The following is a 22,544-nucleotide window of genomic DNA, read 5'->3' as shown; positions in this document are numbered from 1 at the left end:
TTCCTTTCAATATAAATAGATAAATTAACAACAATTTATATCAACACATCGAGGCCATGACAAGTACTGTCTATGACCTGATGAGTTAAAAAATTATGATTTGATAATTATTTAGTTTGGACAACCAGTGAAAATTTGCTTTTCTAGATTGAAAAGATAGCAGTCACGTTTCTTGTAAGCGTTTTTAAAGAATAGTGGTGCTGCATTTGAAACGGCCTTTCTTACTTTATAGATTTCAGGCCAAGTAAGGGAAACAGGCATCTTTGTGTGAAGATAAATATTTCCGTTGTACGGTTTAGCGACGCGATCCCAAGCTTCTTGAGAAGGCTTATCATTGTCATCTCTATTTAGGAACCAAAGATTATCGAATTCACCTTTAAAGTCCTTAAAAAGCTGTGCAAATACTTCACCTTTATACGTGAACATATTGTCGAATTGAGTAAGCTCCGCTGTTTCTGAAATATTATATGAACCACTCATAAGTTTTGTCTTAGAGAAATCACTCTCATCATAATCAAAGATCATGTACTTGTGGTGATTAAGGGCCCAGTGACGAGGAGATGGTGCATGAGAGTAGTACTTAATTCTTACTGGTGCGACCTTATTCTTATTACCTGGAAGCTTCTTCCAATTGTAAACAAAGTAAGGAGTCATCTCTTTTGATTTTGTGCTTGTTTTATATTCTTGATTGTCGGCAACGATCTTAACATCAACACCTCGCTTAACAGCGTCCAAAAGTGCATCTGCTACATCTTTAATTACAAGGTGATTAACATTAACCAGAATATTCTTTTGAGATTCATTGATTAGCTTAATCATAGCATCGCGAACTAACCAAGTTTTCTGACCAGCTACCTTTTTAGGAGACATTCCTAAGTAGCGTCCAGTCTTGTAACTTTTAGAGCTTGGAGCATATTCTTTGTATGTGAAGTTCATTGAACTTGAAACGAATGAAGGATTCTCTTCTTCATTTGGAATATTCTTTAGATCTAAAAGATCAAGTGAAGCTAGGTTTTCTTCACTAACTTGTGAAGTGTAGATATCTTTTCCTGAATTCCAAAGAAACTTAAATTCTCGATTTAAAGTTTTAATTGTAGTACGACCTTCTTCAGAAGAGTCATTGTTGAAAATAAAGTTTTCAGAGTAACGAGATTTTGCACCACCTGAAAGGTTAGCACTAGAGTTGAATGCCCATTTATCATCAACGATTGAAAATTTCTCGTGCATTTTTTTGTAAGCGAACTTAACACCGCATCCGGCATCTTCAATTGATTTGGCATAATCAATTACGCGAGAACTACTTTTTAAATTAGGGTGAAGAACAACTTTTACATCGACACCCGAAAGGCATGCAACTTCAAGGTTCTTTGTTACTGTTGAGTCTGACCAGCTGTATACCGTTAGCCAAACTTTCTCTTTTGCGCCTTCGATTGCTGTATAAATTTGATTAAATGCTTCTTCACCTTGGTGTGGTGAGAAGAGGGCCCAGAAGCTTGTCCCAGCGAAGATATTACTTGCAATTAATGTCGTAAATAGCAGTTTTTTCATTGAGTCTCCCTACAGATTTGAGCATGGTGTATCCCACGCGATGCAAAATGAGAAGGTTATAAGAAATAATTTCAATAAAAAAGATGGTCACAAAGTGATATCAGTAACTTAAATAGATAATTTCTTTGACCTTCGGTAATCCCTTCTTTACCATTTTTATATGGGAAGAATTAAGAGACTTTGGCCATGGCTGGCCTGTGCTGCAGCGGTATTTTCGATCTCTGGAAATAGCTTTGCGAGTAGTTTAAAAATTACAACATTCAATCTACGTTGGTACGGACTTGGGGGGGAAATCTCTGGTCAAAGAACTGACGAATATCGAGATCCTTTTATCAAAGAATTTTTAAGCACGAAGTATATCAATACAGATATTTTTCTTTTTCAAGAAGTTATCGACACTGAACGATTGGGACAATTAATGGATGGCCTAGGTCACCACTGTGTTTCTTATCGTCATGAACAATTTAATCACCAGCACTTAATGATTTGCTTAAAGAAGTCACTTGATATCGTTCCTGAAAAAGGTGATGACGATTTTACTTACTCTTTATTAGAAAATCGTCCGTTTTTAAGACCTGCTCTTTATGGAAAGGTTATCGATCGTTATTCAAAACAGCCGCTTATTCACTTAGTTGGTCTTCATTTAAAAGCTGGCCCAGATGGAATTAGTGAACGCTTAGAACAAGTTAATAACTTAAATAAGAGAGTACTAGAATACCGTGAAGCTAATTTGCCTGTAGTCATTGCAGGTGATCTTAATACTTACAGAAATACTCGCTATGAAGATAAAGAATCTGACTTAGTCGTTTTAGGTGAAGCATTTAATACAATTAATGTGACAAGAAGAACGAGTGACTATGATTATACTTATCGTAATGGTGGCTCAGGAAATGTTTTTGATCATTTCTATGTTTCAAATACAGTTGAAACAAAGTACGTTGAAATTTGGCGTGCTTGTAGTGGAAGTAGTCGAAACACAAAGAGACTTGAGAATCTTTCATGGTATCAGCGATTTATCTCAGATCACTGCCCAGTTTCATTAAGAGTTGATATTCAGTAGAAAGCTTAATTGTTAGTAAATTTTAACATTCGAATTTAACTTTAATTAGGCCTAACTGTTCATTTTTTTATGCTACTTTTTGTGGCATGAAAGCTTTAATTATTTTATCACTTACTGTTTTAACGTTTGTTTCTGCGCATTTCACGTATGCACAGGATGTGAAACCAAACGTTGTTTTATTAACCTCACTTGAAACACCAAAGGTTTGGTATCGTCCAAAAGGTTGGAAGATTGACCCCAAACTTGAAAAAATCTTCAAGAAGCACTTTAAAAAATCAGGCTACAATATTGTCATAAAGCATAGTGTGGATTTTCACGAGCTTCGCCGACAACTTCATAATCCAAATAATATCGCTGTTTTTTGGGCGTCTCATGCTGCAGGAACAAGTCAGAATACGACAGGTTCAAATAATATGGGAGCTGTCCTAAGTATTAACGGAAAGGATGTTAAGGATCTATTTAAGTCAGTCCATCCTAATATTCGCTACCTTGGTCTCGTTGGTTGTGATGCTCAGGGAATCTTAGATGAAATTTCACGTGAAGGACATTACCGTTATAATCCAAACCTAAAGACTCATTCATTTACAGAGAAAATCGATGCTAGAAAAGGACTTAGAACTTCACTAAAGGCATCGGTTGGACAACTCGGATATACAAAAAGAAGACTATTCTTCTTAAAAAAGAAGTCTCTTATTTTCCGTCACGATTTTTATGGAAGAGAGGATTTATTAAAAGTTAATCAATACTTTCATTGCGCAAAAGAGAATGGATATCTTGTTAAAGGTGTTCGTACATTAACTCAAGATTCGATGGAAGTTGCTATTACGAACCCTCAAGGTATTCTTAAAATTCTTCCGGCAGGAAAAGCTGGAGATCGCCAAGAATTTCAATTCTATCTACCATACCACCCAGAGTTTGCTCGTCGTGATATGAAAATTAATGTGGATAGTCTCATTTATTTTGGAGAAGAAAGAAAATATTTAGGTGAGTTTGATTTTTCAACAGAATGGGGAACAGACTGGCGTGTCTTTGCTAAGCCCGACGGAACGGTCTTAGGAGTTACTAAAAATCTATACTTACCAAGGGGAAGTTTGCCATCATTCGATGATGTTCAAACCTACAAGGAACTAAGTTGTAACGATACTGAAGAAATGAAAGTTCACGTCTTTTAATTAAGCGTGCAGACCCATGTAGCTGTCCGCTTGTAGGGCAGCTCCACCAACAAGGCCTCCGTCAATGTCTTTGCATGATAGGAGGTCTTCTACATTTGAAGGCTTAACTGATCCACCATAGAGAATCGATGTTTTATTTCCATCAATTGATAGATTATCATTTATATACTGACGTATATAGGCATGAGTTTCTTGTGCTTGCTCTGGAGTTGCTGTTACTCCTGTTCCTATTGCCCAAACTGGCTCGTAAGCAATAATAACGTTTACACTGTCAATATCAGCAAGACCTTTACTTAACTGCTCTGCTAAAACCTCTTCGACTTTTCCGGCTTCTCTTTGCTCAAGTGTTTCACCAATGCAGAAAATAACTGTTAGGTCGTTGGCCAGAGCAATCTTTGCTTTTGCATTTAGAGTTGCATCGTCCTCATTGTAGATAGAGCGACGTTCAGAGTGTCCAATGATAACAAAATGTGCACCGATATCTTTTAGTGATGCAGGTGAGATCTCTCCCGTAAATGCTCCGCTATTTTCTGTGGCACAATTTTGAGCACCAATTTTAAAATCATCAGTATTTTGCAGACAAATAGGGATGTGGATTGCTTGTGGAGCAATCCATGCTTCATGACGAAGTTTCGTGCTGTCGATAGCATCAAAGAAGGCGATAACGTCTTCAGTATTCTGATTCATCTTCCAGTTTCCTACGATATACTTCGTTCTCTCAGTCATATTTACATCCCTTATTATTACTTATTTATTCAACACCAAATTTTAGAGCACTAATACCTGGAAGGCTACCTTTCTCGATAAACTCAAGAGAAGCGCCACCGCCAGTCGATACATGACTCATTTTATTCGCAAGACCAGACTTATTAACTGCACTTACTGAATCACCTCCACCAACAAGAGTGTAGGCATTTGACTCGCTTAAAACTTCAGCAATAGCAAAAGTACCTTTTGCATAATCTTCATTCTCAAAAATACCCATTGGTCCATTCCAAAGGATTGTCTTTGCTTCACGAAGAATAGAGCTGTACTTTGCAATTGTTTGCTCACCGATATCTAAACCCATCTTTCCATCAGGGATACCAACTTTATCAACTGCTTCCGGCTTTCCACCAAACTCACTTGAAACGATATGGTCAATCGGAAGAATGATTTTATGTGCCGTACTTTGAGAAAAAATCTTTTTAGCAAGGCTTACATCTTCGTCACTACAAAGAGAAGTTCCAACCTCATTTCCTTTAGCTTTTAGGAAAGGGTAGGCCATAGCTCCACCAATAATAAGATTAGAAACACTTGAAAGAAGTCTTTCAATGATTTTAATCTTGTCACTAACTTTTGCACCACCAACGACTGCAACAAATGGTGTCTCAGGTCTTTGCGTAATTTTTGAAAGAGCTTCGATTTCTTTCTTCATAAGAAGTCCTGCATAGGCCTTGTTTTTGAAGAAAGCATTAATTTCATAAGTTGAAGCGTGTTTTCTATGAGCAGCTCCAAATGCATCGTTAACATAAATGTCAGCATACTCAGAAAGTTTACGTGCAAACTCACGATCGTTTTCAGTTTCTTCTTTGTGGAAACGAAGGTTTTCAAGAAGAATGATCTTATTTGAGTTTAAAGTTAGAAGAGTTTTAATTCCGCGATCAAGACATGACTCAGTTAACGTTACTTCTTCACCCAGTTTATCTGCAAGGTAAGTTGCAACAGGCTCAAGAGAGAAGTCTGAGTTTACTTGTCCTTTAGGACGTCCAAGGTGAGACATCATAATTAACTTAGATGCACCTTTGTCTAGGATTAGCTTGATTGTTTCAAGAGCATTATCAATTCTTGTTGTATCAGTAATCTCTTTAGTTTCTTTATCTAGAGGAACATTGAAATCAAAACGAACAAGAACTTTCTTGTCTTTGATTTTTGAATCATCAATGCTGTCAATAAATTGTAATGCCATAGTTTTTCCTAATTTTTTTTATTAAAGTTGGCTACCGATGAAACCTGCAAGGTCGATAACACGGTTAGAGAAACCTGCTTCGTTATCATACCAAGTAACAACTTTTACACTCTTTCCATCAATTACTTTTGTTAGATCAGCGTCTACACATGAAGACTCTCTCATACCCATGTAATCAACAGATACTAGTGGTTGTTTTTCAAAACCAAGAATACCTTTTAGAGTTGTTTCACTTGCTTCTTTTAGAGCTGCGTTTACTTCTTCTTCAGTAACTTCTGTTTCAACATTTACAGTTAGATCAACAAGAGAAACGTTTGGAGTTGGAACGCGAATTGCGAAACCATCTAGCTTTCCTTTAAGTTCAGGAATAACTAGACCAACAGCTTTTGCTGCACCTGTTGTTGTTGGAACCATTGATACTGCTGCTGCACGAGCACGACGAAGGTCTGAGTGTGAAGCATCTAGAAGACACTGGTCACCAGTGTAAGAGTGAACAGTAGTCATGTGACCGTTGATTACACCAAACTTATCGTTTAGTACTTTTGCAACTGGTGAAAGACAGTTAGTTGTACAAGATGCATTTGAAACAACTGTGTGTTTTTGAGCATCATAAGTGTTTTCGTTGATTCCCATAACGATTGTGTTATCAACGTCTTTACCTGGACAACATAGAATAACTTTTTTAACAGTTCCTGTTACGTGCTTCATTAGTGATTTTTGATCTTTGAAAACACCTGTTGCATCGATTACGATATCAACTTTATCTTGTGTCCAAGGAATTTCACTTGGGTCTCTATACTTGTGAAAAGAAATCTCTTTTCCGTTAATGTGCATTTTGTGTGATTCATCTACACTTACTTCACCGTTGAAACGACCAAATACTGAATCGTATTTGATAAGGTGAACGTAGTCGTGGATATCACCTGGTGAGTTAACAGCAACGACTTCTAAGTTTTCAATGTTGCGGTTAAAAATTTCTCTAAGAACTGTACGACCAATACGGCCCATACCATTAATACCAACGCGGATCTTTCCAGACATACCTGACTCCTGTGCTTAATTATTAAAAAAAATACCACTGTAATATGCCACAATCGAGAGAGATTGCCTACCGAAAGCACATATTTCTAGGAGGATGCGACGTTTTTGCTCACTGCCCAAAAAATAGCTGAACAGGCTATAATTTTACTAATGCAAACAAGTTCAAAAATGCCATCAAATATTATTCACTACAAATCCAAAGCGGATTATGAAAGTGGTGTTAAAAGCGAGGCCCCTGTCCCTGAAAAGCTTGTCAAAAACGCAACGAAAGTTGTGGAGAAAACTGCCAAGGTTGCCGAAGCCGCTGCTAAGGCTTCAATCTCAACAGATGCTCTTGCAATTGCTCAAGCCGGAAAGAAGTTGGCCGTAGATGCTGTGACAACAGTTGCAAAGTCTGCTGTTAATGCACCTGAAGAAGCTAGTGAAGTAAAAGAAGTTAGTCCAATTAAGGAGTTACTTCCAATAAATAAGCCTGCAATTTTCTTTTTAGAGGGACTTCATCTTTCAACTCTGAGTTCTAAAGGTGGACTTGAGGATATCGCCAAGTCATTTAGTGATGGCGAGTTTGTCAGTTGGAGTGATGAAGATAAGGTTTTGGAAGAAGTTTTAAGAAGGCCAAAGGATCAGCCAATTATTCTCGTAGGTCATTCTTTAGGAGGGGACGCTGTTGTTAACCTCGCTAATCGCTTAAATAGTGCGGAAGCAGGATTTCGAAGTGTGGATTTGCTCGTGACACTCGATTCAGTTGGCTTTGATAATGATATCATTCCAAAGAACGTCAAAAAGAATCTTAATTTCATGCTAGATCGATCTTTTATTTTCAATGATGGCCCTAATGTCGCTCGTGATTTTAAGACGACTGATGTGATTAATATCCTACGTCCTGAGGGGCATACGAAAATTGATGAAGCCCCAGATGTGCATCGCGAAATTTTTGAAGAAATCACCCAAATTTTAGACCAAAACTATCTGGCCAAGAGAAAGCAACAACTTGCGGGCCTTTATCGCGCCTTCTATGAGATGAATCAGCAAAATAACTCATAATCCTTTCTAGTCTTTATCTTCTGATTATGCTATGAAGTGTCATGATTCAGACTCTTTTGTTATTATGTATCGCTTTGGCCAGCTCTTGCTTTGCAATTGTTGGGGGGGAAGCTGTTAATAAAGGAGAGTATCAGAGTGTCGTTGCTCTCGTTAGACTTGGCCGTCCATTTTGTACTGGAGTGGCATTAACGCCTACTCATATCCTTACTGCCGCTCATTGTCTTGAGAATAAAAATTACAAATCGATTCGTATCTATACTGGAGCAGGAAAAATTATGACTGCGGCTTCTTCAAAAGAGAACCTTGATGCTCAGTATAGTGTGACTGGAGTGGAGCTTCATCCGAGCTTGAAATTCAAATATCCAAATGGACCTCTAGCAGACTTGGCCAGCTTGAAAACAGTTGATCTTGCTATCTTAACAACTGATGCTCCTCTTCGAGTGAAGAAATTCTACTCTCTTTTAACTGATCCCAAAGAGATTCTAGATAAGATCGCTCCTGGAAAGCTTACGACAGCGGTTGGATTTGGTTATACTGGCGAAATCGGCTTTATGCCAATGGACACTGCCCATGCTCATATTATTTACGGTCAAAAGAGAATGGCCATAATTCCAATTTTTGAAGTCTTTTTTAACGAGATTGATATGAGAAACAAGCAAACAGATACTTGTTATATTGATAGTGGTGGACCTGTCTTTGTTGATGTTAACGGAGAACTAAAAATTGCTGCCATTGTATCTGCTTCATTTGGCTTTTGTGCGGAAGGGAAGTACGCAACACTCTACTCTCTTGCATACCACTCTGTTTGTTGGATTAAGAAGGTTACAGGTATCTCTGATGAGCATAGTGGCTTCCACTGTGGGCGAAATATAAAAATAGCTCAAGAATGTTACGGAATTAAGAATGAGGAAGATCTTCGTAGTTGCGCAGATAAGTACTCTGATGAAATCCTTCGAAGCTATCCTTAGTTGAATATTCAGTAACTTAGAAGATCGATTCATTTTGTTAACCATTTATAAAGATTTTTGTGAATTATATCTCGCGGGCCGCGTGTTATAATCACGCGATGGAAAAATCAAATCTCTCTAATATAAAGAAGCTCTACGAGCACAAGAAAAAAGTTTGTCATGATACTGAAATCAAACCTGAGGTTATTGAGGATTTCGTTGAAGAGGCCCTCAATATTATTTTGCCAGGTTCTGTGCGAATGCAATTTCTAAATTATGAAGACTTTGAATTGTATTTCAATCGCCACATCATTAATACGGATCAAATTTTTAATCATTTGAAACTTGATGCGCATGTCAGAGAAAAGTTAATAGCGTCGTATAGCGAAGAATTAGTGACGTTGGCAAAGAAAATAGAAATTGATGCTATTGCGCTCTTAGAAGGTGATCCTGCTGCACAAAATATCTGTGAGGTTGTTCTATGCTATCCAGGACTTTTTGCAATTGCCTCTCATCGTCTGGCCCATTTTTTCTATGAAAAATCTTTAACAATCTTTCCTCGAATGATTGCAGAATATGCACATAATAAAACAGGTATTGATATCCATCCAGGTGCACAAATTGGAGATTCATTCTTTATCGATCATGGAACTGGTGTCGTTATAGGGGAGACCGCAGTTATTGGTAATCGAGTAAAGATTTATCAAGGGGTAACATTAGGTGCTCTCTCAGTGAGTAAGGACTTACAAAATACGAAACGCCATCCCACTATTGAAGATGATTGTGTGATCTATGCTCACGCAACAATCTTGGGAGGAACGACTGTTATTGGTGAGGGGTCAACGATTGGTGGTAACGTTTGGCTAACACAAAGTGTGAAGAAGAAGTCTATTGTTTATCATAAAAGCGAAGTTCACTTAGATGTGAAGGATCGACAATTCAATATAGAGGAGCTTACATATGAAATTTAATAATATTTTGGAATCTGTTGGAAATACACCACTTGTAAAAATAAATCGTCTCTTTCCTGAGGCAAATAAGAAAAATATAACTATTTATGCAAAGCTTGAGCGCGCAAACCCTGGTGGTTCAATTAAAGATCGAATCGCAAAGAGAATGATTGAAGACGCGCAAAAGAAGGGCCTTGTCAAAGAAGGAACGGTAATTGTTGAGCCTACTTCTGGTAACACTGGAGTTGGTCTTGCAATGGCATGTGCTGTTCTTGGTTACCGCTTAATCATTACAATGCCAGAGAGTATGAGTTTAGAGAGAAGGCGTCTTATGGCACTTTTTGGTGCAGAGCTAGTTTTAACTCCGAAAGAAAAAGGTATGAAGGGAGCGATTGAAAAGGCCCAAGAAATTTGTGAGCAAGAAGAAAATTCATGGATGCCAATGCAATTTGATAATCCATCAAATGTTGATGTACACAGAGATACAACGGCCAAGGAGATTCTCGCTGATATTGATGGAAGTATCGACTACCTTATTACTGGAGTAGGTACTGGTGGACATATTACTGGTGTATCAGAGGTCTTAAAAGAGAAGTTTAATAACCTGAAAGTTGTGGCGGTTGAACCTGCGGATTCTCCTGTTCTCTCTGGAGGTGAGCCTGGGCCGCATCCAATACAGGGAATAGGTGCTGGTTTTGTACCTAGTGTTTTAAATCGAGAACTTCTTGATGAAGTTGTGACAATTAGTAAAGATGAAGCCTTTGAATTTGCAAGAAGTGCTGCCCGTCTTGAAGGTATCCTTCTAGGAATTTCAAGTGGTGCTTCACTAGCTGCAATTGAAAAGAAAATTAGTGAAATGCCAGAAGGCTCAACAGTATTAACATTCTGTTATGATACTGGTGAGCGCTACTTATCGACTGAAGGATTATTTTAATTTAAAGAATAGATTTTCGGCGTTGCTATTAGCAACGTCGATTAATTCTTGAGGATCAATTCCTTTATGAGTTGCAATAAAATCTGCAACACATGGAAGATAGAACGGAGCATTCTCTCTTCCTCTAAATGGAACAGGAGTAAGATACGGAGAGTCCGTTTCTAGTAGCATTTGCTCGACTGGAACAATATCTAAAACATCACGAACGTTAGTAGCATTCTTAAATGTAACAATTCCATTAAATCCAATATGAAAGCCTTCACTAAGGCAAAACGAAGCAAGCTCAATTCCTGAAGTAAAAGAGTGGATAACTCCTTTTCTTTTTAGTGTAGTTGAGAAGTTTTTTAAAATGGCCTTAGTATCTTCATCTGCTTCACGTGTGTGAATAACAACTGGCAGGTCACTATCACAAGCAATTTGCAGTTGCCTTTCAAAAGATTCTTTTTGAATGCTCGGATCTGAAAACTCATAGTAGTAATCTAGACCAATTTCTCCAACTGCTACAATCTTAGGGTTTGCTAAGTTGTCTTGAATTTCTTGATAAGTTTCTTCTGTAATGTGTTTGGCCTCGTGAGGATGAATTCCTTGAGTACCATAGACGATATCATTGGCCGTAAGCTCTCTAACTTTTTTAAGATTGTCTGGAGATACTGCAATTGTCACAACTTTATTAACACCATATTCCTGGCATTTGTTAAGTGTATCAATTAATTCTTGGCCTTTGAGATAGTCGAGATGACAGTGGGTCTCTATTGGACCCACTGTATATTTAGGAATAATTCTTTCTTTTTTTTTACTCATTAGTTCTTAGCTTTATTTTCTTTAAGAAGGTGATCCATAATCGCTGTGTAATCACTTAGTGGCCTAACACCTTCAATTTTTACACCATTAATTAGCTGAGTTGGTGTTGATTGTACATTAAAAGAATTTGCCTGAGCGATCATATCCACGACTGCCTGCTTTGTTTCAGGCTTTGCCATACACTCAGTAACTCCAAATTCCTTACCTTTATCGCTAATCCATTCAGCAGTAAGGTTTGCTTGGTTTTCAAAAATTGCATCATGTACTGATTTAAACTTTTGAGGTCCTACACAACTTGCAAGATAAGCAGCTTCACAAGCTAGTTGATGAAGTGGTCCACTCATTCCCGCATTACAATTGTGATCTAGTGGGTAAAAGAAATATTGGATATTAATTTTCCCTTCATACTTTTTTTCAATCGTTGGAAGAACTAAGTTAAGTGCGTTACAGGCCGGACATTGAAAGTCTGAAAAAACAGACATCTGGATTGGTGCATCTTTAAAGTCCTCTGAAGAAGAAGCTAGACGGTAAGGTGATGCTTTTTCTGGAGTACCTAAATTATTTAGGTTCTTAAACATTGCAACAATTTGTGCGCTTCTAGCAGTTGAATTTTCAACCTTTGAATTTGTAAACGCATAACCAATTGAACCACTAATAAGCATACAGACAGCAGCAGTTGCAAAGAATTTAATATCAAAGTCACGAGCTGCCTTATATTGAAACATCAAAGCTAATGCTAACCAAGAAGCAACGTAGTAAAGAGTACAGAATGGACAAAGTGTACCAAGCATTACAATTGAGTAAATAAATAGTACTAAACATCCAATACCGTTTAGAAGAAGGAGAAGAAATAAGCTTCCTTCTGCATGCTTACTATTTACCATATAAAAAAGCATAACCATGGCACCCATAACAATTCCGAAGATTGAAATAGGAACACCTGCAATATTTGAAAGAGGTGAAAGTGTTGCAGCATCACATGTTAAGAAAGAGTTGATGTTACAAGCCGAAGCCGAACCAAATCCTACTGGAAACTTAATTTGGTAGTAGTGGTTTGTTAGATAAATTGAAAGAATAAACATCGACAGACCTGCGATGAAGAATAAAACTTTCTTGTTAAAATTTAGGCGATTTAAAAAACTATCAGTCATATTTTAATTCCTTTTTAAAATATTATAATTTCTCTTGGTTGTTTGGTTTCTTCTAAAGCTATTATAGTTGAGATTTGCGAATGTGCATATATTGGTAGATATGACATAGGCCTGTGGAAAATGTTCAGCAATTTGCTTCTTCACCTCCATCTCTAAGCTGAATGTTAATCTGCCTTCTACCATGTCAAAAGCTTGGGAGTTAGGAAAATTTTGTTTAAATTCTTCGCTAACCTCATAATTTACAGCACTTATATGAGGTCCAATGAGAATAATTTGAGGCTCTATTGCCTTAACTTCTTTATTTAGAATGATTTCTTGTGCAACTCCACGCCATCCAGCATGAAGATTGGCCACGCCAAACTTTCCTATAATGGCAATTGGTAGACAGTCAGCAGTTTTAATGGCCAATGGTTGGCTCAGTTCAAGTTTAGAGACAATCCCATCGGCCTCAATACTATTTGTGGTAGGTGTTTTAACTACAATATCCGAATGGATTTGCTTTACTTCATCAAATTCAAAGTCTGGACGATCATCGTAGGTTTCAAAGAGAAAATCACCAATTTTTTTTTGATAAAGTAGCTGTGCCATTTCTACTCCGAGTCTGATTCAAGAAAGTTTAGAACCTCTTGAAATACTGGTGGGGGAGGCTCTTCAAAGTAGAGCTTCTGTTTCGTAATTGGATGAACAAATCCAAGAATTTTTGCATGTAAAAATGGATGCTCGTAATCTTTGATAATGGCCTTAAGTCGATTATCAATTCTTAGAAGGTCATTCTTTGGAACACCGTAAAGTGGATCCATTAGAATGGGAGCATTTAGTAGCTGGCTTAAGTGAACACGAATTTGATGTGTTCTTCCCGTTTCAAGCTTTAATTCAACATGGCTTAGATTTTGGTAATATTTTAGTACTTTAAAATTTGTAATAGAGTTCTTTCCACCTCGTACATCAACGGCCATCTTTAAGCGATTATTTGGATGACGTCCTATTGTGGATTCAAGTCTTCCTTCTGGTGGAATTTTAGTACTGACGCTTATGCATTGATAGTAGCGGTCAATATCGTGGGCCTGAAATAATTTTACAAGTTCTTCATGGCATTTCTGGTTTTTTGCAATCACCATAACACCACTTGTTCCTTTATCAAGTCGATGAACAATTCCTGGACGCTTTTCATCCCCAACACCTTGAATGTCTTTACAGTGATGAAGAATAGCGTTTACAAGTGTTCCAGTATAATTACCAGGGGCTGGATGGGTAACCATGCCAACTGGTTTTACAACAATGGCAAGATGCTCATCTTCAAAGAGAATTTTTAAAGGAATATTTTCTGCTTTTGCTGTAGCCTCTCTTGGAGGAGGTATATCAATAGTAACTTCAGTACCTACTGGAGGCATTTTTTTTAATTCGATTTTATTATCAGAAGTAATGGAGCCTTTTTTAAAAAGCTCCTTTAGAAAACTACGAGACTGTTCAAGCTTACTCGCAAGAACTTGATCGAGCCTAGTAAACTCATCATGGTCTTCTTGGGTGATCGTAATAACAAACTTAGAATTTTGATCACTCATGACAGCTTAGTTGCCTTCTTTTAAAGCTTTAACTCTTTGTAGATAAGAGTTTGCAACTAAATCTGGATTAAGTTTTAGTACTTTCGCATATTGATAAACAAATCCTCTAACGTAAACGATAGCAGGCATCTTATCAACTTCTTCATTTTCAATATACTGTAGGAAAGTTTTCGATATTTTTGTCATATCAGACATACGACTTACATCTACTTTCTTGTATTCACGAACTTTCTTTAAGAATTCACCAGTATACTCACTACATTGCTCAATTTCTTTTTCAAATTCAGCATTTTGCTCGTATTCAAGTCCGTAGCGTTTTTTGGCAACGAGACGATTCATTTGATTCGTTACTTTTATTGTATTTTCATCAGCAGGCTTTGACGTTGGAATATAATTTGTATCATCTTCGATTACAATTCCACGAGCTTGATTGTATTTCTTTCTTTTCGTTGGATTGCTTAAAATATTGTAAGCTTCCTCGATAAGTTCAAGTACTTTATGTGCCTCTTCTTCTGATAGGAGAGAGTAAATGGCCAGACTATCTCCACTATAGGCTGCTCTTGCGGCCGCATATGCTTTTTGAATATCGTCTGCCGAAGCATTAGGTGCTACTTCTAATACTTCATAATAGTTCTTCTCTTTACTCATTTATTCCTCATTAATATATTAAACAATTTTCTTCGTTAGATTTAAGATTCTGTTGATTACGTGCTCAAAATTCTTTACTAGTGCAGAATTAGGAAACTCAAGAATAAGAGGTCTCTTCTTCTTCACACTTTGCCAAACTGTTGCATCGTACTCAAGAAAGCCAACGTAATCTAAGTTAATGCCAAAGTATTTCTTAGAAATAATTCTCATGGCAAAACCAATATCGATATCAGCTTGAGTTCGGGCCTGGTTAATAACTAGTTTCGGAGTAATTGCTTCAATTTCTCTTTTTAGTTTTAGACCTTGAGCTTCATTTATTTGCATGGCCTTTTCAATAATTTCAGATGGAGTGCGGTTTTCACCGACTTTTCCATTAAGAACTTTATCAATAAGTGGTCCAAGCTCTAGGAAGTCATCAACTGATTGCAGCTTGCGATGATATATTGACTTGATAAAACGATAAGTGTTTTCAATTGATGTTGGCTCTGGAAGAGTTACTAAGATTCCTTGGTCAGCTCCTAGGAAGAAGTCCAAAGTATTATTAGTTGTTCCCGCACCAAGATCCAGAAGTATATAGTCGGCATCAAGTTCACGAAGATCATTTAAAACTTTTGATTTATGAGCGGCTTTTAAATTGGCCATTCCTAGATTATCTTGAGCACCACTAATTAAACTTAAATTCTTAAGTGGAGTAGGAGTAATAAGATCAGAAAGTTTTGTATTTGGTTTTGTGAAATAATCACTTAAAGTTTTTGATGGAACATTTACGCCAAGACATGTGTGAAGGTTAGCACCTCCAAGATCCATATCAATGGCAATTACCTTCATTCCCATAAGGGCAAGGCAAATTGACAAGTTTGACGTAACAAGACTTTTACCTACGCCACCTTTTCCGCCACCAATGGCCCAGATTTTCTTGCCATTATTTGATGCACCTAGATATTGACCAGCATCTGCTAAATGTGAATTTGTACTATTATTCAAAATACGTCCTTGTATTACTTGCTTAACTTTCCATCATTATAGCCAAAATTAAAAAGCCTCGAAAAGGTCTTTATTTTATTTTTCTAAAATTATATATTGTTGTAATGGAAAGTATTTATAGATTCCCAAGTAAGTTTGAGCCGCACTTATTACGAAAGTTAGTTCATATTTTTGCAGGATTGGGAATTGCCTCAATTTATCTAATTTCAAATCTAGATTCATATAGGTTTTCAATTATTGTTCTTAGTGCAAGTGCCGTGTTTACTTTAATTGAAATTCTTCGATTGAAATTTGATGGAATTAATCAGGTATTCGTTAACTCTTGCCGAGGAATCTTAAGAGATACTGAGGTTAATGGATTTACAGGAACTCCTCTTTTTCTTTTGGGGATCGGGCTTTCATTCTTTCTCTTTGATGAACAAATTGCACTTTTAGCAACTCTTATTCTTTCATTAGCTGATCCGGCATCTTCATTTGTTGGAATTCGTTATGGGAAGAGAAAGGTTATGCAGGATCGTACTTTTGAAGGGTCTTATGCGTGTTTCCTGACAACATTTTTGATTGTTGCATTCTATGGCCTATTGTATTTTCCGCTGAGTCTGAAGATTGTAATCTTTGCTTTTTTTACTGCAATTGCGACAGCTTTTGTTGAATTGTTATCAACTAAGATTGATGATAATTTTACACTTTCATTCTTTAGCGCATGCGCGATGGCCTTAATCAATATATTAGTGGCCCTTGTTTAATTGGCCTGCTTAAGCTGTAGCTTTTCACTAACAAACTCTTCAAAAGCTTGGGCCACGATTGGGTCCTCGTGATAGATGTGCTCATCAGTAATCAAAGAATTTAAAATCTTGATTTTATCATTGATATTATTTTGTTCTAAGAGAAGCTGTCTAATTTGACGACTCTTGATGATAAAGGTTGCCACGTAGTTAATAATTTGATCTGGCTTGTTAAGTGTTTCGATAAAATAGTCGCGATCCTGATCGTTGGGAATATTTGTTTCTAACCAGTTATAAAGGATGCTTTCAAGACGATAAAATTCATCAATATTACTCATCACACATTCATCATCCTTTAAAATAGTCACATTATACATTGGATATGGATTTGATTGAGTAGGGTAATTGACTTGGCATTTGCCAATACAGCGAACGAGTACTTTCAAAGTGTTCCCATCGACTCTCTCAATCATAAGAGGCTGTCCCATTCCAAAAACTTCACATGGATAAGCAAAGTATGTTTCGAAATCTTTTTCCATTGCCAATGAAATACCAACGGGATTTCCTGCACAAGTAGCTTCTTCAAAAATATCTTGAAAAATGTCATCAACGACATATAAAGGAAGAGATGTTCCCGGGAAAAATACTATATTGGGAAGAGTGATAACAGGAATTTCAATTCGTTCTGGAAAGTTTAAAGTCATGCTTTATCATAGCTTTTATAGGCTCTTGAAGCTTATTAAACCTTATTAATATTGGTAAATCTTCTTTGCTCATGCTGTAAAGTACGATAGCATATACTAATGATTCTAAAGCAAATTCCACATTTAGTTACCACTGTTTGGGGTGGTGAAAAGTTAAAAAAATATAAAGACCCTGAGGGGATATTTGAAGGTCCACTGGGCGAAACATGGGAAGTTTCAACTTTAGAAAATGGCCTATCTCTTTGTGAGAATGGCCAAAGCCTTGAAGAAGTTCTTGAAGGAAAAGTATTAACTTATTTAATTAAATTTATCGATACAAGCCAGAATTTATCGATACAGGTTCACCCTGATAATGAGTACGCTCATATTCATGAAGATGCGCTTGGAAAAGATGAATGTTGGTATATTTTAGATGCCGAAGAAGATGCAGGGATTTATCTTGGTCTTAAAGAAGGTGTCACAAAAGAAAGACTACAAGAGGCCATCGAAAGTGGAGAAAATGTAAATGATCTCCTCAATTTCATAAATGTTCAAAAAGGTGATTTCTTTAATATTCCTGCTGGATCAATCCATGCCATTGGTGAAGGAGTAACTCTTGTCGAAGTTCAACAGAACTCGGGCGTTACTTATCGTGTTTGGGATTGGAACCGTATGGGTCTTGATGGTAAGCCTCGAGAACTTCATGTGAAGAAGGCCATGGATGTTATTAATTTTAATCCAAACGCTAATGTCGCGGAATATTTTCAATATAAGAATCTTGATAAGAGTGGACTACTAACAAGCAATAACTATTTTAATGCTAGAGTGAAAGTTCTAGGAGCAGGAGATGAGAGTGTTCTGTCGTTAAATGGTATAAGTTCAATTGTCGTTTTAGAAGGTACTTGTGAAATTGATGATACTGAAATTAAAGAGTATGGGTCTGCGGTAGTTAAGGATATTGAGTCCGCTATCTTGAAGGCAACAACGGACTCTAAGGTTTTAGTTGTAAAACAAGTTTAGATATTATTACAGCTCAGTGGGTAAGTTACTTCGTGCCCATTCTTTGTACGAATAGAAATATAAGTATTCATCTCATTTGAGTTTGTTACATCATCAAAATGAATTTGATATTTCTGGCCAGCAAGTTGGTAGTGCTTTGTTACAGAATTTCCAACTTTGTGAGTGCGTCCGATTAGGGCCTGTGCAGGAGTACGACCTTCTACTTGAATCTGATTTCCCTTTAGATTGAATTCAATATTCTTGCGCATAGTTGAACACTTAAAGTTGACTGCCGCGTGAGCAGAGGCCGTAAAGACTAGTGAAAGTGTAATTAGGCTAAGTAGTTTCATATTCCCTCCAAGATTTAGACAATCTATTAAGAGCAGGAATGATGCCAAGTAATTATTTGTGATATCAGTATGTTAGGTGTCCTAAGAAGGTAAAATGATTTTGCAACTGTCTAAAACTTATTCAAAATCCTTAAGGTAATACTCTGCTAAGTCCTCGTCAGATACCTCTTCATTCAAATCTTGCTTTCTAAGTTCTAGAGGAATATTGCTCGAGTCATCATCAGCTTTTTCGTTAAAGCCAAAAGGGCAATGAAGACAGCCACTTTCACAGCAGTAGCCACGACGTAAGTGGAATTCTTTTGTAAAAACAGTATTACCGTCTTCATTAATATAGAAATCTTTTTTGGAATCGTCGTGAGAGTTTGTCATAGGCTCTAAAAAAGTAAGGCCCCTAATTCAGGGGGCCTAAAGTGTGTGTGGTGTTTTGCAAAACGGTCACTCTTATATCTAATAAAATTTATTACATCAAGGAAATTTTCAAATTTGATCACTATAATGCAACACGCATTTAGATTCCGTATTGTAAGTAGCTAAAAATTAAAATACAATAAAATCTAGACTAAATTTATTAATAGTAACAAATGGAGCTGTCCTGTGACTAAACCTTGGCTTAAGCACTACCAAAATGGTGTTGCTGAAGAAATTAATCCTGAATTATATCCTTCAATTCCAGCATTATTAGATGAGAGTTTTACTAAATTTGCTAATAAGCCATCTTTCCATTGCATGGGAAAGACTCTAACTTATAAAGAGATTGATCATCTTTCAAAGAAATTTGCTTCTTATCTTCAAAATGATCTTGGGCTTAAAAAAGGTGACCGTGTCGCTATTATGATGCCTAATATTCTTCAATACCCTGTTGCTCTTTTTGGTATTCTTCGTGCAGGTATGGTTTGTGTAAACGTAAACCCTCTTTATACTGCTAGAGAACTTGAGCACCAATTAACGGATTCACAATCAAAAGTAATTATCATTTTTGAAAACTCAGCTTCTGTTCTTGCTGAAGTTGTAAAGAATACGCCAATTGAGCACGTACTTGTGACTCAAATTGGTGATATGCTTAAATTTCCAAAGTCACTACTTGTAAACTTTGTTATTAAGCATGTTAAGAAGATGGTTCCTTCATGGGATCTTCCTGGCGCTAAGTCATTTCTTGAGGCACTTGATAAAGGTGATGAGTCAAAATTTAAAAAGCCAGAAATTAATAGTTCTGATCTTGCTTTCCTACAGTATACAGGTGGGACAACAGGTGTTTCTAAAGGTGCAGAACTTATCCACCGTAACATCGTTGCAAACCTACTGCAGGCAGGCGAGTGGATTTCACCAGTTGTAAAAGAAGGTGAAGAAATTATCATTACTCCTCTTCCGCTTTATCATATCTTCTCACTTACAGCGAACTGTTTTACGTTCTCTAAAATTGGAGCACTAAACGTTCTAATTACTAACCCTAGAGATATTCCAGGATTTGTAAAAGAACTGAAGAAGTGGAAATTTACAGCATTTACTGGTGTAAACACACTATTTAACGGTCTTTTAAATAATGAAGACTTTAAATCAGTTGATTTTTCAAAACTAAAATTAACTCTTGGTGGTGGAATGGCCGTACAACGTGCTGTTGCTGAAAGATGGAAAGAGGTAACAAAAACTCCATTAATTGAAGCCTATGGATTAACTGAAACATCTCCAGCTGCTTGTATCAACCCAATGGATCTTAAAGACTACAATGGAATGATTGGTATCCCTGTTTCATCAACTGATGTATGTATCAAAGATGATGATGGAAATACTCTGAACGCTGGTGAGGTCGGTGAGATCTGTATTAAAGGTCCACAAGTTATGAAGGGTTACTGGGGACGTCCTGAAGAGACGGCAAAAGTAATGACTCCTGATGGTTATTTTAAATCTGGTGATATTGGTGTGATGGATGAAGAAGGTTTCTTCAAAATTGTTGACCGTAAGAAAGATATGATTCTTGTTTCAGGATTTAATGTTTATCCAAATGAAATTGAAGAAATCGTAGTTACTCATCCTAAAGTTTTTGAATGTGCTGCAGTTGGTGTACCACATGAAAAATCAGGTGAGATCGTAAAACTATTTGTCGTAAAAAATGATCAGTCTCTAACTGAAGATGAGCTTCTTGCATTCTGTAAAGAAAACCTAACTGCTTATAAGAGACCAAAGATTATTGAATTTAGAACTGAGCTTCCTAAGTCAAATGTTGGGAAGATTCTAAGAAAAGATCTAAGAGGACAATAACCTCATTAAAATAAAAAGGGAGCTAATCAGCTCCCTTTTTTATAACTTTAAACTTTTTAATTGTCTGATTGTATCTTGATTATAAGTATTAATTCTCAACGTCGAATAAGCAGCTTCCTTCACAACAGCATCAACAAATTCTGGCTTTGTCGCTCCTGTTAATGCATCCGTCATATCAGTTGGATGTTTTACTTTTTTAAATACTTCAGGATTGATTCCAATAAGTAGGTGTAGGCGATTGATATCATCGACAGTCATTGGTTTGTGAAACTTTTTAGTTAATCCTGCCTTAGATTTCAGCTTTAGAAATTCATACTTCGTGTTGTAATAGAGTGTAAAGATCACAGGTAGACATGCACTATTACATCCTGTCGTCGTATTTACTTCTCTAATAAATCCAAGCTTTTTACCATTTTTATCATAAGCTATTTGAATCGTAGTATTTATGGGATTCTCACTAATCGTATCAGTAATACTGGTCTTCTTCAGGTCTTCTACACTTGGGAAGATCTCTTTGTGGAAACTAATATTATTTGCAAAAGAAAAGGAGAATGATAAAAAGAAAAGAAAAAATATCTTAAACATAGGCTCCTCAATGAGATTTTTGTTATTAGCGTTAATTCTTTTTCATTCTATGACTTTTGCCCAAAAAGCGCAACGTGACGTTAAGGCCTCAACAGGCCTCGATGAGGGACAATTCGTCATTGTTCCAGGTCCTTCTTATATGCCAAGCACTAAACTAGGACTCGATCTTATTGGGATGTATCTCTTTGATGCAAATAGCGGAAAGTATAAGAATAGTACAAAGACTGTGCCACCTTCTATTATAGGTGCTTATGGAAAGATTACGACAAATGGAACCGCAATGGGGGCCATTGGAACGAAGCTTCATCTCGGTGAAGATAAGTGGCGTATCACAGGTGGTTATCTTGAAGGAAATATATTAAGTCAGATGTTTCAAGCTGAACTTGAGCGATTCCTTGATACATCTAATAAGATTCGTGCTGTTATTGTTAATGTTAACTATCGAGTGTGGGGTGATCTCTTTATTGGTGGTGGGATCATCTGGAATGAGGTTATTTTTAAGGCCGATATAAATCCTGAGAATTATGCAACAAATACAGGTCTTAAATTTAATTTATTCTATGATACGAGAGATAATACATTTTCTCCAACTAAAGGCTTTTACTTAAATACACGAACGAATTTCTATCGAGAAAATCTTGGAGGAGATGATAATATCACTACGCTAGAGGCAACTTTCTCGCATTATATTTCTCTGGCAGAAAATACGAATCATTTGTTTTCATGGCTATTTGATTCAAGCTTTAATCTAGGTGACACAAATCCTAATTATAATTATAACTATGGTTCACGAGGACCGCGAGGTTACACTGGAAAAGTGTATGAAGGTGCTAATATGATACGCTTTGAAGGTGAGTATAAGCACTACTTCCAATCGATTATGGATGGAAAGTTTGGTCTAGCTGGATTTGCCGGAGTTGGTTTTACATTTGGAGGAGAGTCGAGAGTTGGAAACCAGATTCCATCAGACTTATTTGAAGCCGATCCACTAACACATATTGGGACAGGAATTCGTTACAAAATTCTACCTAAGCAAAATCTCAACTCGAGAGTCGACATCGCCTATGGCCGAGAAAAAGAATTTACAATGTATTTTGCCTTAAATGAGGCGATCTGATCGAATCACATGAAGTAGACACTATGTTCATTTTTTAGA

Annotated in this window: 24 protein-coding genes; 10 read left to right on the top strand and 14 right to left on the bottom strand. The window is 36.8% G+C overall.

Annotation, left to right across the window (positions count from 1 at the left end):
- Positions 1 to 111: 111 nt before the first annotated feature.
- Positions 112 to 1,548 carry a phospholipase D-like domain-containing protein gene (locus ACMAYS_RS12360; RefSeq protein ID WP_412463404.1) on the bottom strand — a complete coding sequence of 479 codons (1,437 nt, stop codon included), beginning with the start codon at positions 1,546 to 1,548 and terminating at the stop codon, positions 112 to 114.
- A 160-nt stretch (positions 1,549 to 1,708) separates the two neighbouring features.
- Between ACMAYS_RS12360 and ACMAYS_RS12355 the strand changes: the two genes are divergently transcribed.
- Together ACMAYS_RS12355 and ACMAYS_RS12350 are read left to right on the top strand one after the other, a co-directional pair.
- Positions 1,709 to 2,608 (top strand): endonuclease/exonuclease/phosphatase family protein, encoded by a 900-nt coding sequence (locus tag ACMAYS_RS12355; protein ID WP_103217871.1) that lies wholly within the window; start codon positions 1,709 to 1,711, stop codon positions 2,606 to 2,608.
- An 86-nt stretch (positions 2,609 to 2,694) separates the two neighbouring features.
- Positions 2,695 to 3,780, top strand: coding sequence for a hypothetical protein (locus ACMAYS_RS12350; RefSeq protein WP_103217872.1), 1,086 nt, complete (start codon positions 2,695 to 2,697; stop codon positions 3,778 to 3,780).
- Here ACMAYS_RS12350 and tpiA read toward each other — a convergent pair whose 3' ends face one another.
- From tpiA to gap, 3 genes are read right to left on the bottom strand one after another with little or no spacing between them, the layout of a single operon-like run.
- Positions 3,781 to 4,506: a triose-phosphate isomerase gene (gene tpiA / locus ACMAYS_RS12345; RefSeq protein ID WP_412463403.1), complete on the bottom strand. Its 726-nt coding sequence runs from the start codon at positions 4,504 to 4,506 to the stop codon at positions 3,781 to 3,783. It abuts the gene before it with no gap.
- 25 nt (positions 4,507 to 4,531) lie between these two features.
- Positions 4,532 to 5,728, bottom strand: a complete 1,197-nt coding sequence (locus tag ACMAYS_RS12340) for a phosphoglycerate kinase (protein ID WP_392993311.1) — start codon at positions 5,726 to 5,728, stop codon at positions 4,532 to 4,534.
- Between the two features lie 21 nt (positions 5,729 to 5,749).
- Positions 5,750 to 6,769 carry a type I glyceraldehyde-3-phosphate dehydrogenase gene (gene gap, locus ACMAYS_RS12335; protein ID WP_103217875.1) on the bottom strand — a complete coding sequence of 340 codons (1,020 nt, stop codon included), beginning with the start codon at positions 6,767 to 6,769 and terminating at the stop codon, positions 5,750 to 5,752.
- A gap of 150 nt (positions 6,770 to 6,919) precedes the next feature.
- Here gap and ACMAYS_RS12330 point away from each other — a divergent pair, with 150 nt between their 5' ends.
- The 4 genes from ACMAYS_RS12330 to cysK all read left to right on the top strand — a co-directional run bounded on the left by ACMAYS_RS12330 (position 6,920) and on the right by cysK (position 10,644).
- The gene (locus ACMAYS_RS12330) at positions 6,920 to 7,813 is read left to right on the top strand and encodes a hypothetical protein (RefSeq protein ID WP_412463402.1); all 894 of its coding nucleotides are present in this window, start codon (positions 6,920 to 6,922) and stop codon (positions 7,811 to 7,813) included.
- Between the two features lie 41 nt (positions 7,814 to 7,854).
- Positions 7,855 to 8,781 carry a S1 family peptidase gene (locus tag ACMAYS_RS12325; protein ID WP_412463401.1) on the top strand — a complete coding sequence of 309 codons (927 nt, stop codon included), beginning with the start codon at positions 7,855 to 7,857 and terminating at the stop codon, positions 8,779 to 8,781.
- 98 nt (positions 8,782 to 8,879) lie between these two features.
- Positions 8,880 to 9,731, top strand: coding sequence for a serine O-acetyltransferase EpsC (gene epsC / locus ACMAYS_RS12320; RefSeq protein ID WP_103217878.1), 852 nt, complete (start codon positions 8,880 to 8,882; stop codon positions 9,729 to 9,731).
- Positions 9,721 to 10,644 carry a cysteine synthase A gene (cysK, locus tag ACMAYS_RS12315; RefSeq protein WP_412463400.1) on the top strand — a complete coding sequence of 308 codons (924 nt, stop codon included), beginning with the start codon at positions 9,721 to 9,723 and terminating at the stop codon, positions 10,642 to 10,644. Before epsC ends, cysK begins: the two co-directional genes overlap by 11 nt.
- Here the strand turns inward: cysK and ACMAYS_RS12310 are convergent.
- From ACMAYS_RS12310 to ACMAYS_RS12285, 6 genes are read right to left on the bottom strand one after another with little or no spacing between them, the layout of a single operon-like run.
- Entirely contained in the window at positions 10,636 to 11,445 is an 810-nt protein-coding gene (locus tag ACMAYS_RS12310; protein ID WP_103217880.1) for a TatD family hydrolase, read from the bottom strand. The genes cysK and ACMAYS_RS12310 overlap by 9 nt on opposite strands.
- Positions 11,445 to 12,596 (bottom strand): thioredoxin domain-containing protein, encoded by a 1,152-nt coding sequence (locus ACMAYS_RS12305; RefSeq protein WP_412463399.1) that lies wholly within the window; start codon positions 12,594 to 12,596, stop codon positions 11,445 to 11,447. Before ACMAYS_RS12305 ends, ACMAYS_RS12310 begins: the two co-directional genes overlap by 1 nt.
- Positions 12,597 to 12,599: 3 nt before the next feature.
- On the bottom strand, positions 12,600 to 13,184 hold the full coding sequence (locus tag ACMAYS_RS12300) for a polyphenol oxidase family protein (protein WP_392993297.1): 585 nt from the start codon (positions 13,182 to 13,184) through the stop codon (positions 12,600 to 12,602).
- 2 nt (positions 13,185 to 13,186) lie between these two features.
- Positions 13,187 to 14,158 carry an RluA family pseudouridine synthase gene (locus tag ACMAYS_RS12295; RefSeq protein ID WP_103217883.1) on the bottom strand — a complete coding sequence of 324 codons (972 nt, stop codon included), beginning with the start codon at positions 14,156 to 14,158 and terminating at the stop codon, positions 13,187 to 13,189.
- A gap of 6 nt (positions 14,159 to 14,164) precedes the next feature.
- On the bottom strand, positions 14,165 to 14,806 hold the full coding sequence (locus tag ACMAYS_RS12290) for a helix-turn-helix domain-containing protein (protein WP_103217884.1): 642 nt from the start codon (positions 14,804 to 14,806) through the stop codon (positions 14,165 to 14,167).
- Positions 14,807 to 14,824: 18 nt separating this feature from the next.
- Positions 14,825 to 15,790, bottom strand: coding sequence for a P-loop NTPase (locus ACMAYS_RS12285; protein WP_158246858.1), 966 nt, complete (start codon positions 15,788 to 15,790; stop codon positions 14,825 to 14,827).
- A gap of 104 nt (positions 15,791 to 15,894) precedes the next feature.
- On the opposite strand from ACMAYS_RS12285, the gene ACMAYS_RS12280 reads away from it, so the two are divergent.
- Entirely contained in the window at positions 15,895 to 16,536 is a 642-nt protein-coding gene (locus ACMAYS_RS12280) for a diacylglycerol/polyprenol kinase family protein (protein WP_103217886.1), read from the top strand.
- Here the strand turns inward: ACMAYS_RS12280 and ACMAYS_RS12275 are convergent.
- Positions 16,533 to 17,219, bottom strand: coding sequence for an LON peptidase substrate-binding domain-containing protein (locus ACMAYS_RS12275; protein WP_103217887.1), 687 nt, complete (start codon positions 17,217 to 17,219; stop codon positions 16,533 to 16,535). The genes ACMAYS_RS12280 and ACMAYS_RS12275 overlap by 4 nt on opposite strands.
- Before the next feature lie 99 nt (positions 17,220 to 17,318).
- Between ACMAYS_RS12275 and ACMAYS_RS12270 the strand changes: the two genes are divergently transcribed.
- Complete coding sequence (locus ACMAYS_RS12270) at positions 17,319 to 18,218, top strand: type I phosphomannose isomerase catalytic subunit (protein ID WP_103217888.1); 900 nt, start codon at positions 17,319 to 17,321, stop codon at positions 18,216 to 18,218.
- Here ACMAYS_RS12270 and ACMAYS_RS12265 read toward each other — a convergent pair.
- Both ACMAYS_RS12265 and ACMAYS_RS12260 read right to left on the bottom strand, forming a co-directional pair.
- Positions 18,215 to 18,547 carry a hypothetical protein gene (locus ACMAYS_RS12265; RefSeq protein ID WP_103217889.1) on the bottom strand — a complete coding sequence of 111 codons (333 nt, stop codon included), beginning with the start codon at positions 18,545 to 18,547 and terminating at the stop codon, positions 18,215 to 18,217. The two genes, ACMAYS_RS12270 and ACMAYS_RS12265, sit on opposite strands and share 4 nt — an antisense overlap.
- Before the next feature lie 117 nt (positions 18,548 to 18,664).
- Positions 18,665 to 18,916: a DUF5522 domain-containing protein gene (locus ACMAYS_RS12260; RefSeq protein WP_103217890.1), complete on the bottom strand. Its 252-nt coding sequence runs from the start codon at positions 18,914 to 18,916 to the stop codon at positions 18,665 to 18,667.
- A 225-nt stretch (positions 18,917 to 19,141) separates the two neighbouring features.
- On the opposite strand from ACMAYS_RS12260, the gene ACMAYS_RS12255 reads away from it, so the two are divergent.
- Positions 19,142 to 20,803 carry a long-chain-fatty-acid--CoA ligase gene (locus tag ACMAYS_RS12255; RefSeq protein WP_103217891.1) on the top strand — a complete coding sequence of 554 codons (1,662 nt, stop codon included), beginning with the start codon at positions 19,142 to 19,144 and terminating at the stop codon, positions 20,801 to 20,803.
- 39 nt (positions 20,804 to 20,842) lie between these two features.
- Here ACMAYS_RS12255 and ACMAYS_RS12250 read toward each other — a convergent pair whose 3' ends face one another.
- The gene (locus ACMAYS_RS12250) at positions 20,843 to 21,388 is read right to left on the bottom strand and encodes a hypothetical protein (protein WP_103217892.1); all 546 of its coding nucleotides are present in this window, start codon (positions 21,386 to 21,388) and stop codon (positions 20,843 to 20,845) included.
- 10 nt (positions 21,389 to 21,398) lie between these two features.
- Between ACMAYS_RS12250 and ACMAYS_RS12245 the strand changes: the two genes are divergently transcribed.
- The gene (locus tag ACMAYS_RS12245; protein WP_412463398.1) at positions 21,399 to 22,505 is read left to right on the top strand and encodes a BamA/TamA family outer membrane protein; all 1,107 of its coding nucleotides are present in this window, start codon (positions 21,399 to 21,401) and stop codon (positions 22,503 to 22,505) included.
- The last annotated feature ends 39 nt before the right edge of the window (positions 22,506 to 22,544 follow it).

Origin of the sequence: Halobacteriovorax sp. RT-2-6, from assembly GCF_047085025.1 — a bacterium.
In the GTDB taxonomy this organism is placed as follows: Bacteria; Bdellovibrionota; Bacteriovoracia; order Bacteriovoracales; family Bacteriovoracaceae; genus Halobacteriovorax_A.
The sequence above is the reverse complement of the archived record's forward strand: the minus strand, read 5'-3'. Positions and strand labels throughout refer to the sequence as shown.

Excerpts from the sequence above, each read along its gene's own strand:
- ACMAYS_RS12360 (WP_412463404.1), bottom strand. The coding sequence starts at position 1,548 with ATGAAAAAACTGCTATTTACGACATTAATTGCAAGTAATATCTTCGCT.
- ACMAYS_RS12310 (WP_103217880.1), bottom strand. The coding sequence starts at position 11,445 with ATGAGTAAAAAAAAAGAAAGAATTATTCCTAAATATACAGTGGGTCCA.
- ACMAYS_RS12265 (WP_103217889.1), bottom strand. The coding sequence starts at position 18,547 with ATGAAACTACTTAGCCTAATTACACTTTCACTAGTCTTTACGGCCTCT.
- epsC (WP_103217878.1), top strand. The coding sequence starts at position 8,880 with ATGGAAAAATCAAATCTCTCTAATATAAAGAAGCTCTACGAGCACAAG.
- ACMAYS_RS12305 (WP_412463399.1), bottom strand. The coding sequence starts at position 12,596 with ATGACTGATAGTTTTTTAAATCGCCTAAATTTTAACAAGAAAGTTTTA.
- gap (WP_103217875.1), bottom strand. The coding sequence starts at position 6,769 with ATGTCTGGAAAGATCCGCGTTGGTATTAATGGTATGGGCCGTATTGGT.
- ACMAYS_RS12270 (WP_103217888.1), top strand. The coding sequence starts at position 17,319 with ATGATTCTAAAGCAAATTCCACATTTAGTTACCACTGTTTGGGGTGGT.
- ACMAYS_RS12245 (WP_412463398.1), top strand. The coding sequence starts at position 21,399 with ATGAGATTTTTGTTATTAGCGTTAATTCTTTTTCATTCTATGACTTTT.
- ACMAYS_RS12300 (WP_392993297.1), bottom strand. The coding sequence starts at position 13,184 with ATGGCACAGCTACTTTATCAAAAAAAAATTGGTGATTTTCTCTTTGAA.
- ACMAYS_RS12250 (WP_103217892.1), bottom strand. The coding sequence starts at position 21,388 with ATGTTTAAGATATTTTTTCTTTTCTTTTTATCATTCTCCTTTTCTTTT.
- ACMAYS_RS12275 (WP_103217887.1), bottom strand. The coding sequence starts at position 17,219 with ATGACTTTAAACTTTCCAGAACGAATTGAAATTCCTGTTATCACTCTT.
- ACMAYS_RS12340 (WP_392993311.1), bottom strand. The coding sequence starts at position 5,728 with ATGGCATTACAATTTATTGACAGCATTGATGATTCAAAAATCAAAGAC.
- ACMAYS_RS12290 (WP_103217884.1), bottom strand. The coding sequence starts at position 14,806 with ATGAGTAAAGAGAAGAACTATTATGAAGTATTAGAAGTAGCACCTAAT.
- ACMAYS_RS12295 (WP_103217883.1), bottom strand. The coding sequence starts at position 14,158 with ATGAGTGATCAAAATTCTAAGTTTGTTATTACGATCACCCAAGAAGAC.
- ACMAYS_RS12330 (WP_412463402.1), top strand. The coding sequence starts at position 6,920 with ATGCAAACAAGTTCAAAAATGCCATCAAATATTATTCACTACAAATCC.
- ACMAYS_RS12355 (WP_103217871.1), top strand. The coding sequence starts at position 1,709 with ATGGGAAGAATTAAGAGACTTTGGCCATGGCTGGCCTGTGCTGCAGCG.
- ACMAYS_RS12350 (WP_103217872.1), top strand. The coding sequence starts at position 2,695 with ATGAAAGCTTTAATTATTTTATCACTTACTGTTTTAACGTTTGTTTCT.
- ACMAYS_RS12260 (WP_103217890.1), bottom strand. The coding sequence starts at position 18,916 with ATGACAAACTCTCACGACGATTCCAAAAAAGATTTCTATATTAATGAA.
- ACMAYS_RS12325 (WP_412463401.1), top strand. The coding sequence starts at position 7,855 with ATGATTCAGACTCTTTTGTTATTATGTATCGCTTTGGCCAGCTCTTGC.
- ACMAYS_RS12280 (WP_103217886.1), top strand. The coding sequence starts at position 15,895 with ATGGAAAGTATTTATAGATTCCCAAGTAAGTTTGAGCCGCACTTATTA.
- cysK (WP_412463400.1), top strand. The coding sequence starts at position 9,721 with ATGAAATTTAATAATATTTTGGAATCTGTTGGAAATACACCACTTGTA.
- tpiA (WP_412463403.1), bottom strand. The coding sequence starts at position 4,506 with ATGACTGAGAGAACGAAGTATATCGTAGGAAACTGGAAGATGAATCAG.